Source organism: Cupriavidus sp. 96C5-1 (assembly GCF_057798855.1).
Window position 1 is genome coordinate 112680 of the sequence record NZ_JBYOJU010000004.1, and the last position, 13684, is coordinate 126363.

The 13684-nt window shown below is 65.3% G+C and carries 11 protein-coding genes; 9 read left to right on the plus strand and 2 right to left on the minus strand.

Features of this window, described 5'->3' with window-relative positions:
• The first annotated feature begins 53 nt into the window (after positions 1-53).
• The 7 genes from AC3FOF_RS07255 (at position 54) to AC3FOF_RS07285 (ending at position 6946) form a co-directional block, all read left to right on the plus strand.
• Complete coding sequence (locus AC3FOF_RS07255; protein ID WP_488726179.1) at positions 54-914, plus strand: transporter substrate-binding domain-containing protein; 861 nt, start codon at positions 54-56, stop codon at positions 912-914.
• A 10-nt stretch (positions 915-924) separates the two neighbouring features.
• Entirely contained in the window at positions 925-1962 is a 1038-nt protein-coding gene (locus AC3FOF_RS07260) for an L-idonate 5-dehydrogenase (protein ID WP_276265849.1), read from the plus strand.
• A 31-nt stretch (positions 1963-1993) separates the two neighbouring features.
• On the plus strand, positions 1994-2659 hold the full coding sequence (locus AC3FOF_RS07265; protein WP_017227600.1) for an amino acid ABC transporter permease: 666 nt from the start codon (positions 1994-1996) through the stop codon (positions 2657-2659).
• Positions 2656-3315: an amino acid ABC transporter permease gene (locus tag AC3FOF_RS07270; RefSeq protein ID WP_017227601.1), complete on the plus strand. Its 660-nt coding sequence runs from the start codon at positions 2656-2658 to the stop codon at positions 3313-3315. The genes AC3FOF_RS07265 and AC3FOF_RS07270 overlap by 4 nt, the downstream gene beginning before the upstream one ends.
• A 35-nt stretch (positions 3316-3350) precedes the next feature.
• The gene (locus AC3FOF_RS07275; protein WP_430869567.1) at positions 3351-4127 is read left to right on the plus strand and encodes an amino acid ABC transporter ATP-binding protein; all 777 of its coding nucleotides are present in this window, start codon (positions 3351-3353) and stop codon (positions 4125-4127) included.
• A 78-nt stretch (positions 4128-4205) separates the two neighbouring features.
• Positions 4206-5417: a D-mannonate dehydratase ManD gene (gene manD, locus AC3FOF_RS07280; RefSeq protein WP_276265852.1), complete on the plus strand. Its 1212-nt coding sequence runs from the start codon at positions 4206-4208 to the stop codon at positions 5415-5417.
• Entirely contained in the window at positions 5405-6946 is a 1542-nt protein-coding gene (locus AC3FOF_RS07285; protein WP_488726180.1) for a mannitol dehydrogenase family protein, read from the plus strand. Before manD ends, AC3FOF_RS07285 begins: the two co-directional genes overlap by 13 nt.
• Before the next feature lie 337 nt (positions 6947-7283).
• On the opposite strand, the gene AC3FOF_RS07290 is transcribed toward AC3FOF_RS07285, so the two are convergent.
• Together AC3FOF_RS07290 and AC3FOF_RS07295 are read right to left on the minus strand one after the other, a co-directional pair.
• Entirely contained in the window at positions 7284-7643 is a 360-nt protein-coding gene (locus tag AC3FOF_RS07290) for a VOC family protein (RefSeq protein ID WP_276265854.1), read from the minus strand.
• A 3-nt stretch (positions 7644-7646) separates the two neighbouring features.
• Positions 7647-8597: a helix-turn-helix domain-containing protein gene (locus AC3FOF_RS07295; protein ID WP_017227605.1), complete on the minus strand. Its 951-nt coding sequence runs from the start codon at positions 8595-8597 to the stop codon at positions 7647-7649.
• A gap of 500 nt (positions 8598-9097) precedes the next feature.
• On the opposite strand from AC3FOF_RS07295, the gene AC3FOF_RS07300 reads away from it, so the two are divergent.
• Both AC3FOF_RS07300 and AC3FOF_RS07305 read left to right on the plus strand, forming a co-directional pair.
• On the plus strand, positions 9098-11887 hold the full coding sequence (locus AC3FOF_RS07300; RefSeq protein ID WP_488726181.1) for an ATP-binding protein: 2790 nt from the start codon (positions 9098-9100) through the stop codon (positions 11885-11887).
• A 649-nt stretch (positions 11888-12536) separates the two neighbouring features.
• The gene (locus AC3FOF_RS07305) at positions 12537-13592 is read left to right on the plus strand and encodes a porin (protein WP_488726182.1); all 1056 of its coding nucleotides are present in this window, start codon (positions 12537-12539) and stop codon (positions 13590-13592) included.
• Positions 13593-13684: the final 92 nt, after the last annotated feature.

Sequence of the window (13684 nt, forward strand, 5' to 3'; positions counted from 1 at the left end):
TGCCACCGCTGGCCGCAGGCAAGCCGGGCGCCGTTATTCCAAGGAGACACAGCATGAAACACCATACCCCCTTGCGCCGCAGCGCCGCCCGCGCCGCCGCTGGCCTCATGGCGGCCGCCACGCTGCTGGCCACCACCACCGCGGCCCAGGCTCAGACGCCGCCAGAGCCGGGAGCAAGCCCGCGGATCGACGCCATCCGCAAGGCCGGCGTGCTGCGCGTGGGGGTGGTCAACAACCCGCCGTGGCTGGTGCAGAACACCAGCGGTTCGGGCGATCCGTGGATGGGGTCGTCGTGGATGCTGGGCAAGGAATTCGCGCGGCTGCTGGGCGTGAAGATCGTGCCGGTGCAGGTCAGCCACGAGACCAAGGTGCCGGCGCTGATTGCCAACCAGATGGACATCATGATCGGGCCGCTGAACCAGAACGCCGAGCGCGCCAAGATCATTGATTTCGTCACGTTCTCCAACACCAGCGTCTGCATGTTCGGGCTGGCTTCCAATCCCAAGTTCACCAGTGCGACCAAGGTCGAAGACTTCAACCGGCCCGACATCACGATGGCCTACTTTTCCGGCGCCGGGGAAGAGCCGCTGGTGCTGCAGCAGTTTCCCAACGCCAAGCTGCGCGGCGTCGCCAATTCCGGCTCGGTCGCGCCCATCGAGGAAGTGCTCGCGGGCCGTTCGGACGTGGCGCCGCTGAACCGCATGCTGTGGCCCAACATCAGCAAGAAGGTCAAGGGCCTGGCCGTGTTCCCCAAGGAGAACGATTGCCAGAACAGCAAGATCTTCGCCATCGACTCGGGCATGGGCGTGGCCAAGGCGCAGCCCGTCTACCTGGAATGGCTGCGCAAGGTGGAAGCGCGCATGCACCCCGAACTGGCGGCCGAAGAGCGCCGCATGACCCATACCCTGAAGTGAGCCGACCGCCATGCTGAATTGCGCGATTCATGGGGCCCAGGACCTGCGCCTGGTCGAACAGGCGCCCGAGCCGCTAGGCCCCACGCAGGTCCGCGTGGGCATCAAGGCCGTGGGCATCTGCGGGTCCGACCTGCATTACTACCGTCACGGCAAGGTGGGCGACTTCGTCATCCGCGAACCACTGACGCCGGGACACGAGGCATCCGGCCAGGTGCTCGAGGTAGGCGCGGCGGTCACCGCCGTCAAGCCCGGCGACCGCGTGGCGCTGGATCCCGCGCGCACGTGCGGGGTGTGCCGCTACTGCCGCCAGGGGGCGTCCAACCACTGCGAGGCAGTGCACTTCTTCGGCAGCGCCAGCCGCTATCCGCATATGCAGGGCGCGATGCGCGAGCAGGTGGTGGTGCAGGAACGCCAATGCCTGCCCGTACCGGACAGCCTGTCATTCGAGCTGGCCGCCTTTGGCGAGCCGCTGGCGGTTGCCCTGCACGCCGTGCGCAGCGCGGGGGCATTGCTGGGCAAGACCGCCATGGTGGTGGGCGCGGGGCCGATCGGCGCGCTGATCCTGATGGCGGCACGGCTGGCGGGCGCCAGCCACGTAGTCGTGGTGGATATCGTTGACCAGACCCTGGCCACCTGCGCCCGGTTGGGCGCGACGCGCACCATCAATGCCGCCACCGACCCCGCGGCACTGGACGAGCTGGCCGCGGGCAAGGGTATCGTCGACGTGTGCTTCGAGGTTTCCGGCAACTACGCCGGTCTGGCCAGCTGCATCCGCGCGGCGCGTCCGCGCGGCACCATCGTCACGGTCGGCACCCTGAGCGGCAGCAGCGAGCAATGCCCCTTCAACCAGATCATGGTGAAGAGCCTGTCATGCATCGGCAGCTTCCGCTTTGTCGATGAGTACGCCTGGGCGGTGGACTACCTGAGCCGTGGGCTGGTCGACGTGTCACCGCTGCTGACGGCGGCCGTGCCGGTGCGCCAGGTGCACGACGCCTTCGCGCTGGCCGCGGACCGCAGCCAGGCCATGAAAGTGATGGTGATGTTCTGAGCGGGCGCGGCCTTGATACCACGGAGACCCCATGGATTTTGATTTCTCCCCCATTGTCGAGAATTGGCGATTCTTTGCCGGCGGCCTGGGCGTCACGGTGGCGCTCAGCGCCGTGACCGCCCTCGCCAGCATTCTGCTTGGGCTGGCGATTGCGCTCCTGCGCCTGTACGGGCCGCGCTGGCTGCGCGTGCTGCTGGTGTTCTACATCGACAGCATGCGCGCCATTCCCGTGCTGGTGGTCCTGGTGTGGATCTACTTCGCCTTCCCGCTACTGGCGGGCGTGACCTTCGCACCGTTCTGGGCGGCGCTGGTAGCACTGACGCTGCACATCGCCGCCTATTCCGCCGAGGTGATCCGCGCCGGCATCGAGTCGGTGCGGCCTGGCCAGATGCGCGCGGGCCTGGCGCTGGGCATGTCGCGGGCCCAGGCGCTGCGCAAGATCATCCTGCCGCAAGCCACCATCCGCATGTTGCCCGCCTTTGGGTCGGTGTTGACCGTTGCCATCAAGGACACGGCGATCGCCACCGTGATCGCAGTGCCCGAACTGATGCACAAGGCAGAGACCATCGCGGGCCAGAGCTACCGGCCCATCGAGGTGTACACGGCTGTCATCGTGGCTTACTTCGCGATCCTGTTTCCGGTCACGCGCGGCGTAGACCGGCTGTACCAACGCTATGCACATCTGGGGCGCTCATGAACCTGGACTGGGGAATCATATGGAACTCGCGCCAGGTCCTGATGGAAGGCGCTGCCATGACCATCATGCTGACGGTGGTGACCATGGCGCTGGCGGTGCCGGGCGGCATCATGCTGGCGCTGATGCGCCTGTCGTCGAGCCGGGTGCTCAATGGCGTCGCGGTGGCCGTCGTGGAGTTCTTCCGCAACCTGCCGCTGATCCTGGTGATCTACTGGGCGTTCTACGTGATGCCCATGGCGCTCGACGTGCAATTCTCGGCGCTGACGACCGCGCTGGTGGCGCTTGTGCTGAACGTGTCGGCGTACAACTCCGAGACCTTCCGCGCGGGCATCAATTCGATCCGCAAGGGCCAGATGGAGGCCGCGCTGGCCATCGGCATGTCGCGCAGGCAGGCCATGTTCAAGGTGCTGATCCCGCAGGCGGGACGGAGGATCCTGCCGGTGCTGGCCAGCACCTGGATCTCGCTGTTCAAGGATACGTCGCTGGTATCGGTCATCGCCGTGAGTGAATTGGCCTATGCCTCGATGCAGGTACGCGCCCAGAGCTTCCGCGTGCTGGAGATGCTGACCGCGATGGCGGTGATCTATTGGCTGATGGGCTATCCCCAGGCCAAGCTGGTCGACTGGATCCACCGGAAATACGGAGTGAAGGAATGAACGACATGATCTTGGACCCGGAGCGGGCCACCGCCATGCAGACCGCCGCGGCCGCGCGCAAGGGTGCCGCCCTGCCGCCAGTGCTGGTGTATGAGCACGTGCGCAAGACGTACGGCGACTTTGTGGCGCTCAACAATGTGTCGCTGCAGGTCAACAAGGGAGAGGTGATGTGCCTGATCGGCCCGTCGGGCTCCGGCAAATCCACGCTCTTGCGCTGCACCAACGCACTGGAGAAACTCGATGGCGGCCGCGTGCTGCTGGACAGCGTGGCGCTGCCGGAATCCGAAGCCGAAGCCCGAAAGGTACGCCAGCGCATGGGCATGGTGTTCCAGAGTTTCGAGCTGTTCCCGCACAAGTCTGCCCTGGACAACGTGGCGATGGGGCCGGTCACGGTGCTGGGCATGGCGCCGGAGGCGGCGCGCGCCCGCGCCATGGCCTTGCTGGAGAAGGTCGGGCTGGCCAACAAGGCCGGCAACTTCCCCGCCAATCTTTCCGGCGGGCAGCAACAACGGGTAGCGATCGCACGGGCGCTGGCGATGGAGCCCGAGGTGATGTTGTTTGACGAACCGACGTCGGCACTGGACCCGGAAACCGTGGGCGAGGTGCTCAACGTGATGAAGAAGCTGGCGCAGGAGGGCATGACAATGATCGTCGTGACGCACGAAATGAGTTTCGCGCGGCGGGTGGCCAATTGGGTGGTGGTGTTCGAGAACGGCGCCATCCTGGAGCAGGGCCCGCCGTCCCAGATCTTCGATCACCCGCAGGTCGCCCGCACTGGCGATTTCCTCAGCCACCTGGGCTGGGCGGGCTAGTGCGAGCGGACCCTGGGCCAACCGAAGCCGCCCGCCGGTGCAGGCGGGCCTGCTCAATACCTTACTCGGAATCCCCTCATGAAAATTACAAACGCGCGCGTCATTGTTTGTTCGCCGGGCCGCAACTTCGTGACCCTGAAAATCGAAACCGACCAGGGCCTGACGGGCATCGGTGACGCGACCCTCAACGGGCGCGAACTGGCGGTGGCCGCCTACCTGACCGAGCATGTGATTCCGTGCTTGATCGGGCGCGACGCGCACCAGATCGAAGACATCTGGCAATACCTGTATAAGGGTGCGTACTGGCGCCGCGGCCCGGTCACGATGACCGCCATCGCCGCCGTGGATACGGCGCTGTGGGACCTGAAAGCCAAGGCGGCCGGCATGCCGCTCTACCAATTGCTGGGCGGCAAGAGCCGCAGCGGCGTGATGGTCTACGGCCATGCCAATGGCTCCGATATCGAGCACACGGTGGACGAGGTGCTGCGTTATGCCGAGATGGGCTATCGCGCCATACGCGCGCAAAGCGGCGTGCCGGGCCTGGACAAGGTCTATGGCGTGGGCCGCGGCAACCTGTTCTATGAGCCGGCCGACAGCGACCTGCCCAGCGAACACGACTGGTCCACCGAGAAGTACCTGCGTCACGCGCCCAAGCTATTCGAGCGCATCCGCGAGAAGCTCGGCTTCGAGCATCACCTGCTGCACGACGTGCACCACCGCCTGACGCCCATCGAGGCAGGCCGGCTCGGCAAGTCCCTGGAACCCTACAACCTGTTCTGGATGGAGGATGCCACACCGGCCGAAAACCAGGATGCGTTCCGGATGATCCGCCAGCACACCACCACGCCGCTGGCCGTGGGCGAGATCTTCAATTCGATCTGGGACGCCAAGGCGCTGATCGAGAACCAATTGATCGACTACATCCGGGCGACCGTGGTGCATGCCGGCGGCATTACGCACTTGCGCCGCATCGCCGATCTGGCGTCGCTCTACCAGGTGCGCACGGGCTGCCACGGGGCCACCGATCTGTCGCCGGTCTGCATGGGCGCGGCGTTGCATTTTGACCTGTGGGTGCCCAATTTCGGCATCCAGGAGTATATGCGCCATACCGAAGAAACAGACGCGGTCTTCCCGCATGCCTATACCTTCAACCAGGGCATGCTGTACCCCGGCGACGTGCCCGGCCACGGGGTCGACATTGATGAGAAGCTGGCGGCCAGGTACCCCTACAAGCGGGCCTATCTGCCCGTGAACCGCCTGCAGCAGGACGGCACGCTATGGAACTGGTAACGCCACCCGCGGCGCGGCGCCTGCGTCCCGCCGTGCTGGACAGTCTGCCCGCGGGCGTGGCGCGTCCGGCCTATGACCGCGCCGCGCTGCGCGTCGGCATCGTGCACCTGGGCCTGGGCGCGTTTGCGCGGGCCCATCTGGCCGCCGTCAACGAGGCAGCGTTGCATGCCAGCGGCGACCTGCGCTGGGGCATCTGTGGCGTTTCGCTGCGCCAGGCCGATACCCGCAACGCCCTGGTGCCGCAGGATGGCCTTTACACCCTGGCGCTACGCGGCGCCGACGCGCAGGGAGGCCTCGTACAACAGGCCGCGGTGATCGGCTGCCTCCTGGAAACCCTGGTGGCGCCGGAGGACCCGCAGGCGGTGCTGGCGCGCATTGCCGGCGCGGACACGCGGATCATCAGCGTCACCGTGACCGAGAAGGGCTATTGCTACGACCCGGCCAGCGGCCGGCTCAATATCGAGCACCCCGATATCGAGCATGACCTCGCGCAGCCCTGCGCGCCACGCAGCACCATCGGCTTCCTGGTGCGCGGCCTGCAACGCCGGCACGCGGACGGGCTGAGGCCGCTGACCCTGATGTCGCTGGATAACCTGCCCAGCAACGGCCATCTGCTGCAGGGCATGGTGCTGGACTTCGCCGAGCGTGTCGATCCGGCACTGGCGCAGTGGATCGCCGCCACCTGCGCCTTTCCGTCGTCGATGGTGGATCGCATCGTGCCGCGCACCACCGACGAGGATCGGCGCGCGCTTGCGCAGGCCCTTGGCGCCCACGACGCATGGCCGGTGCTGGGCGAGCCCTATCTGGAATGGGTGGTTGAAGACCGGTTCGCCGCCGGGCGTCCGGACTGGAGCGCCGGCGGCGCCCGCTTTGTGGCCGAGGCCGCACCCTTCGAAACCCTGAAACTGCGCATGGTCAACGGGACGCATTCGGCCCTGGCCTATCTGTCGGTCATGGCGGGCTGGTCCACCGTGGACCAGGCGGTTGCGCAACCCGCCCTGCTCGCCTACCTCGACAGGTTGATGCGCGTCGAAATCGTGCCGACCCTGCCGCCGTTGCCAGGCCTGGATCTGGCGCAGTACCAGCGGCGCCTGTTGCGGCGCTATGCCAATCCCGCGCTCAAGCATCAGACGCAGCAGATCGCGATGGATGGTTCCCAAAAAATGCCGCAGCGCCTGCTGGACACGGTGCGCGCGCGGCTGGCTGCGGGGCAGCCGATCCCCGGGCTGGCGCTGGCGGTTGCCGGCTGGCTGCATTTCCTTCGCGGCAAGAATGAGGCCGGACGCCGCTACGACATCCAGGACCCGATGGCCGAGACCCTGGCGTGCCGGTATGCCCAGGCGGAACAGGCGGTGCGGCGCGTCGGCCAGGGGCTGGAGGGAACGCGCGCTTGGGTTGCCACGCTGACCGGGCTGCGGCCGGTGTTTGGCGATCTGGGCCAGGATCCGCGATTTGTGCAGGCCGTGGCCGGGGCCATGCAATCGCTGCGCAGCCTGGGCGTGGCGGGGGCGCTGGCTGCCGCCGGCTGAGGCCTGATTCGCATGCCTGGCTGCGCAGCGAGATAGCCAAGGCGGCCGAAGAGATACGCGAGGAGCAAGGCCGCTGGGTGGACCCGGCGTAGGGCACACGCCTATACACAACGGCCTTCATGCCGACAGTTCGTAGCCCGCGCCCCGTCAATCCGGTCCACCCTGCCGGATTCAGCGATCACGTCTTCAGCGTTGGACCCGCCCTGATCCCTGCGCGCCGGATATGACTCCGATGAAAGGGCCAAAGGGCAAGTGCCGGCCCGATCCGCTCTGCCGATGATTACCAAGACCAAAGACAAAGCCGGATCACCCTACTCGCCTCCTTTCGCGCGTCACGTCAGGATCGATCACCGCGTTCCGTTGACGATTGGTGCAAGCCAAAGCGAATGCCTTCTGGCCCGGTACATAGGCAGAATATGCCAAAGCCCGGTTCGTCAGGGCTTGGCATATCTGCGGTTCCCCCGAGCTCAACCACGCGCGCTCTGGCAGTGGCCATATCGGACACCTCAAAAAACACGAGGATGCCGGGCGTCGGGTCACCGCCATGCAAACCGATCCTCATCTCGTGGTTGCCGAACCAGCCTTCGCCTGGCTGTTGCGTTGACTGGAACGCCCAGCCGAACAGATCTCCGAAAAACTGCCGCGATGCCTGCGCTTTTCCCGCGCCGATCTCCAGGTATGAAACTCGACCGCTCATGGCCTACCCCTTCTGCTTGTCATTGAGGTTCCGAGTTTCAGGCGCCAAGGATGCGCCTGTCTTGAAGAAATGTGACCACCCCGCGGCGACAGCCGCGTCGTAGCTCCATGGACCGCCGAGCAGCGATGCCGGTTTGCCCAACGCGTCGGGAATATGTTCCCGGCGGTAGGCTGCCGGCGAGCAGCCTGCAAAAGCGCGGAATTCCCGGGTCATGTGGCTCTGATCCGCATAGCCGCACGCCAAGGCAAGGTCCGTGAGTCCTTCTTGCGCATCTGCGTCCAGCATGCCGCGCATCTGGCTAAACCTCAGACGGCGCGCCGCCAGCTTTGGCGTCATGCCAAGCTGGCACTGGAATCGGGAGGAAAGATGCCGTTCGCTCCATCCAATCATCTTCCGCAAACCGGAAATGGGCATATTTCCATGATGGCGCGCCAATTCACCCCAAGCCCATCGAATCTCCGCGCCCGCCTCTCGCCGGGCGCTCTGCAGACGTCCCTTCAATACCTGCTCGATAAGCCGGAAACGCGCCGCCCAGCCCGGGGCATGATGCAGTTGCTCGGACAGCAAGGCGGCCTGACTACCCCAGATATCGCCGAGCCCCACCAGCCTGGATGAAAGCACATCGGACGCACCGTCGAACAGGCGGAAGGCCGCCCAAGGCGGCAACTCGACTTCGATGCACGAATGCGTCGGCGCCTGTTCGGACACCACTGGGCCGCCGCCCATGCCGACGACGAATGAACGGTGAGACTGCGAAGCCTCGGGCAACGGTGTCACCCGGTACGCGGCACCGAAACCGATGATCAGCTTGATGCATGGTGATGCGGGCTCCAAACGTTGAATGGGGCGCGGCAGCGCTTCTTCAAAACCGCAGAGGGCATAACTCCCACCCGCCTGCCCGAGCGAACGGGGGCCAGGAAAATAGCGCCAATGGGCCTCGGATCTATCGAGCATGTGTTTCCGGCGGACGGATTAGCCAAGGCGTCATCATTGCATAGACCGGATCATGGGCCGTAACTCCCCCTCTCAGCGAACGTGACTCTCGGCAAAGACCGCCCTCTCGCCGCCCTGCGGCAGCAGACCGGCACCGATATCGGCGCCCCCCCCCTGTTCCGTAAGCATTTTCCCCGCATGTTTTGAGAAAATTCCCAATGATCAGCGGGAGTCTTCCAGATAGAGTCCAAAGCCGTCGCCTTTACGGTACCCCGCCTTCTCCGCACCAGGCACCGCGGCACCCGGCATTCCGGTGCCAACCCGTTTGACGGCGGACCGTCATCCCAAAGACAATGCGCAGATCCATCGGTATGTCTGCATGCTTCCCCGGCGGATCAACGTGCGCATTGCCCCTCGGACAGATCAAGGCGCCTCTCCCCCCACAGTAACGATGCGCCGCCAGTAGCCGCAATGGCCCCCCCCCGCCAAGGCGGGCTCACCACCGCAAGATAGACCACGCAATGCGCATTGATCGACGTTTCCGCCTTGTCGCCGCTTTCATCCTCGCCACCACGGTGGGCCTCGCATGCTATTTGCTGCGGCTGGAATGGCAAACGTACGCAGAGGCGCGCCAGTCCGCGCCGGTGCTCGACCTGTTCCGCGATGTGCTGGTGGCAGCCGAAAAAGCCTCGGCCGAGCGCGGACCATCGAACGCCGTGCTGGGTAGCGATGTACCGATTCCCGCCGGCAGGCGGGAATCACTTGACAGCGCCCGAACGGACACCGACAGCGCAATGCATGCCGCCATTGCCCAACTCACCGTTTGTGCCGAAGCGCATTGCGCGGCCAGCCCCCAGCGCCTGGACGATGCGCTCGCGCAGCTGCTTGCCGCCCGCGATAAACTGCGCGAGGCCCGTGCAATTATCGATGCCCTGGCGCGATCCCCGCGTGGCGATCGTGCCAGTGATGAACTGCGCGCAGCGCTCAACACGATGTTCGCGGTGGTCGCCGACATCACGCAAGTCTCCGACGCCATCATGTTCGACCTGATCCGCGCCCAGCCGCTGACCGCGGAACACGTCGGCACCGCCCGGCTGAGCGCCGAGTTGCGCGAGCAGGCCGGCCGGGCAGGCTCGGTGCTCACCCCGGCACTGACCGCGCATCGCGCGCTCTCCGCCGACGAACAGCGTGAACTCTGGATCGTGATTGGCAGGATCCACGCCCTGGGGCAACTGATCCACGGCCGCACCAGTCGCGACGATACCCCGCACAGCGAATCGTTGCCGGCCACCCGGGAGATGGCATCGAGCTACTTTACCGAGGGCATCGCCTATCTCGAGACCGTCGCATCCATGCCGCAGCGCGACGGACGCCACCCTTCAACTTCGGACTTTGCCGAGCGCTATGTCCCAACCATGCGCGCAATCCTCCGCGTGCGCGACGCGGAGGTCTCCACTGCAAGCCAGCTCATCCAAACACAGGAAATCTCCGCGCGCCAGCGGCTGAGCGTCATATGCGTTGTGGTTGGTGTCGCGCTGCTGGCACTCACCTTGATCATCGTCCTGTTCGCCATCCGCGTGATCCGGCCACTGTCGCTGGCCACCGACGCCATCCGCCGCATCGCCAAGGGTGACCATGCGGTATCGTTGCCGTCCGCCCGACGCGCAACGCAGATAGGTGCCCTGCTGCATTCCGTGCAGGTACTGCGGCATGCCGCCATCGCAAAGGGAGAACTCGAGGCAGACCGCAGCCTGCTGATCACGCAGCTACAGGAAGCCGCTGCGCAAGAACGCGCGCAAGGCGAGGCGCTCATGCAGGCGCGCGATGCCGCCGAGGCCGCGCTCCTGGCCAAGGATCGCTTCCTGGCGATGATGAGCCACGAGATCCGCACGCCGATGCACGGCATGCTGGGGCTGCTGGAGATGCTGCTCCATAGCGACCTGGACAGCCATCAGCGCCACCTGGCCCAGGTGGCCAACAGCTCCGGCGAGACGCTGCTGCAGATCCTCAACGATATCCTGGACTACAGCAAGATTGGCGCCGGGAAGATGAAACTCATCGAAACCGGTGCCGATCTGCGCGAACTGATAGAGGACACGGTCCTGCTGCTATCGGGCAACGCGCACGAGAAGAACCTGGGCCTGAGCATCTGCGTCGAGTCGGGCATCGCGGCGCGCCATCTTGCCGACGCGATCCGCCTGCGCCAGATATTGTTCAACCTGATCTCCAACGCCATCAAGTTCACGACGCAAGGAAACATCGCCGTGACCGCACGGCAACTGATGCGCCGGCAAGGCAGCGAGACCATCGAGGTCGTCGTCAGCGACACCGGCATCGGCATTCCATCCGATGCGCTGCGCATCCTGTTCGAACCCTTTGCGCAGGTGGACGGACATACGACCCGACGCTTCGGCGGCACCGGCCTTGGCCTGACCATCTGCCGACAGCTGGCTGGGCTGATGGGCGGCGAGATCGGGATCGTCAGCACTGAGGGCAGCGGCACTTCGGTGAGCCTGCGGCTCGCCCTGAAGATCGACATCGAGCACTACGCCTTTCCCCAACTGGCCGGGCGGACGATGGAGATCGCTATCGACGAGCCCGCCGCAACGCTGGCGCTCGAGCACTACGCCAGGGCCGCCGGCTTGCACCCGGTCGCGCCGGCCAGCAAAGACATCGAACATGCACCGCCACTGCGTGTCCTGCCGGCTACCGTTGCCAATGCGCTTCGCCCCGGTGACATCCTGCTGGCAAGCCGGGAAAGCGAAGGGGACAACGCCGGCACGGCGGACGTCGCCAGCCCCGTCATCCTGTACAACAACCCCATCGCGTGGCGCGCATTCGTCGCCGCGTGCCAGCACGCCATGCTGCGCAGCCATGACGACAGTGGCGGCCGAACACCGCCAGCACAATCCGCCGGGCTGGCCCCACTGGCCGCGCGGACCGCTCGCGTCGTCGTGGCCGAGGATCATCGCGTGATTCAAATGCTCCTGAAGATCCAACTGCGAGACCTCGGCTACGACAATGTCGTCATCTGCGAGGATGGCGAAGCCGCATGGGAGGCACTGCAGGCCGAGCCGGCCACCCTGCTGGTCACCGATCTCTACATGCCCCGGCTGGACGGCTTCGCCCTCGCCAGGAGGGTGCGTGCCACGGAGAACGGGAAGCATATGGCGATCATCGCCATTTCCGCCTCGACGCTGACGGAAGAGGAGAACCAGAGCCGCGCCGCAGGCATCGATGTCTTCCTGAGCAAGCCCGCTTCCGTGGGCGATCTCAAACAGGCGATACTGCGCGCCCTGGCGTTGCGTTGAAGTGGAACCGCCTGCGTTGCGCTCCACCTGAGCACGCGGCGCAAAAAAAACATCCTGAATATAACGCGGCGGGCCTGATTCGGAAATTTCCGCATTGATTGGGAAATTACTGAAAAATGCGCATTTTTATAGACGTTTACCCTGTTTTTGCGTGCTATTGGATTGCCTGCATTGAGGCTCGTGAATACAGTCCGTATCCACTAATGCCCTAAATCTGAAATTCATTGAATAAATACTAAATCGCCCGCGGAACCGGCAGGCGATGTCGCAGGTGCCCGATGGCAGCCTGATCCGGCGCGCGAGCCGGCCGGCCTGAGCGAACCCGGCTCACCACCACCCTCATTCGCAACACCACTGAATCCAGACGCCTCGGGCGCCGGGAGGGGATAGTCACGCTCCTGAAAAATGCCTGGTATGTCGCCTGCACACCATCGCGACGCCTTCCTGAGCGACGAAGAGCGCGCGGCGGACGACCAGTTCCTGCCGTGCGGCTCGCACGCCAGGAGCGGCGCGCCGATGCGCGGCGTGCAGCCGAGCCAAGTCCACAGGGGAACAACCCACATGCCGGTGCACCAGCGGTTCCGGCCTGCAATCAGGAATGGCTCCTTGGGTGCGTAGGAGTCCTTACACAATGAGAATGGAGGAAATCATGAAAAGGAAGGCAAAGCGCTTGTTCGCGGCGGGGGTCGGCGGTCTGCTGGGCTTTGGGGCGCAAGCGCAGACCAACGTGACGCTGTACGGGGTGGTCGATGCTGGTGTCGAGTATGTCAGCCATGCCGGTTCGGACGGTGCCGGTTCGATGTACCGCGTCTCGTCTGGAAACAGTGCGGGTTCCCGTTGGGGACTGCGCGGCACGGAGGATCTCGGCGGGGGGCTGCGCGGCATCTTCGTGCTCGAGAGCGGCCTCCATGTCGACACCGGCACGACCACGCTGGGCGGGCGCCTGTTTGGCCGGCAGGCGTTCATCGGTATTGCAGGACCTTGGGGCCAGGTCACGCTCGGGCGCCAGAACAACACCCTGTTCGACTTCTTCGTTCCCCTGGACCCGAGCCGCTATAAGCCCTACTCCCTGCTTGCCCACGATGCGCACTTCGCCGGCAGGGCTGACAACGCCATCAAGTACACCGGCAAGTTCGGCGGCCTGACGGTAAGCGGTCTGTACAGCACCGGCTACGACGCGACCATCGCCGCCGGCAGCGAAGTCCCTGGCGCACCGCGCGTGGGCCAGGAGATGGGGGCCGGCGCGTATTACACCACCGGCAATTTCGGCATGGCCTTGGTCTATGACCAGCGCCGGGGCACATCGGTAGCTACCGCGGGAAACCTTGAACGCCGCTATGCCGCTGGCCTCATCTACACCAGCGGGCCGTTCACCGCCGTCGCCGGCTATCGCCACCTGCAGGGAGGGCTCACCAGTCCCGGATTCCGATCCAATCTCTACTGGCTGGGCGGCGCCTACGCGATCCAGCCCGCCCTGACACTACACGCCGGCATCTATCGCACGGATCGACGGGCATCGGACGACGATGCGATGAGCTACACGCTGCAGGCGGTGTACAGCCTGTCGAAGCGCACGGATGTCTACCTCAATGCGTCCTATATGGACAACAAGGGACGCTCGAGCCTCGGTGTGGCAAGCTCCCTGAAAACCGCGCCAGGCCTGGGACAGACCGGGGTCGTAGCGGGCATCAAACACATTTTCTGATCACCGCGACGCGGCGGCGGTGCAATCCGCCCACAGCGTCGAGCGTCCTCGCAGCCCGGCTACTTGCCGGCTGTGATGCACGTGCGCGCTGG

Bases quoted from the DNA above. Each gene is read 5' to 3' on its own strand.
- AC3FOF_RS07255 (WP_488726179.1), top strand. From the start codon at position 54: ATGAAACACCATACCCCCTTGCGCCGCAGCGCCGCCCGCGCCGCCGCT.
- AC3FOF_RS07260 (WP_276265849.1), top strand. From the start codon at position 925: ATGCTGAATTGCGCGATTCATGGGGCCCAGGACCTGCGCCTGGTCGAA.
- AC3FOF_RS07265 (WP_017227600.1), top strand. From the start codon at position 1,994: ATGGATTTTGATTTCTCCCCCATTGTCGAGAATTGGCGATTCTTTGCC.
- AC3FOF_RS07270 (WP_017227601.1), top strand. From the start codon at position 2,656: ATGAACCTGGACTGGGGAATCATATGGAACTCGCGCCAGGTCCTGATG.
- AC3FOF_RS07275 (WP_430869567.1), top strand. From the start codon at position 3,351: ATGCAGACCGCCGCGGCCGCGCGCAAGGGTGCCGCCCTGCCGCCAGTG.
- manD (WP_276265852.1), top strand. From the start codon at position 4,206: ATGAAAATTACAAACGCGCGCGTCATTGTTTGTTCGCCGGGCCGCAAC.
- AC3FOF_RS07285 (WP_488726180.1), top strand. From the start codon at position 5,405: ATGGAACTGGTAACGCCACCCGCGGCGCGGCGCCTGCGTCCCGCCGTG.
- AC3FOF_RS07290 (WP_276265854.1), bottom strand. From the start codon at position 7,643: ATGAGCGGTCGAGTTTCATACCTGGAGATCGGCGCGGGAAAAGCGCAG.
- AC3FOF_RS07295 (WP_017227605.1), bottom strand. From the start codon at position 8,597: ATGCTCGATAGATCCGAGGCCCATTGGCGCTATTTTCCTGGCCCCCGT.
- AC3FOF_RS07300 (WP_488726181.1), top strand. From the start codon at position 9,098: ATGCGCATTGATCGACGTTTCCGCCTTGTCGCCGCTTTCATCCTCGCC.
- AC3FOF_RS07305 (WP_488726182.1), top strand. From the start codon at position 12,537: ATGAAAAGGAAGGCAAAGCGCTTGTTCGCGGCGGGGGTCGGCGGTCTG.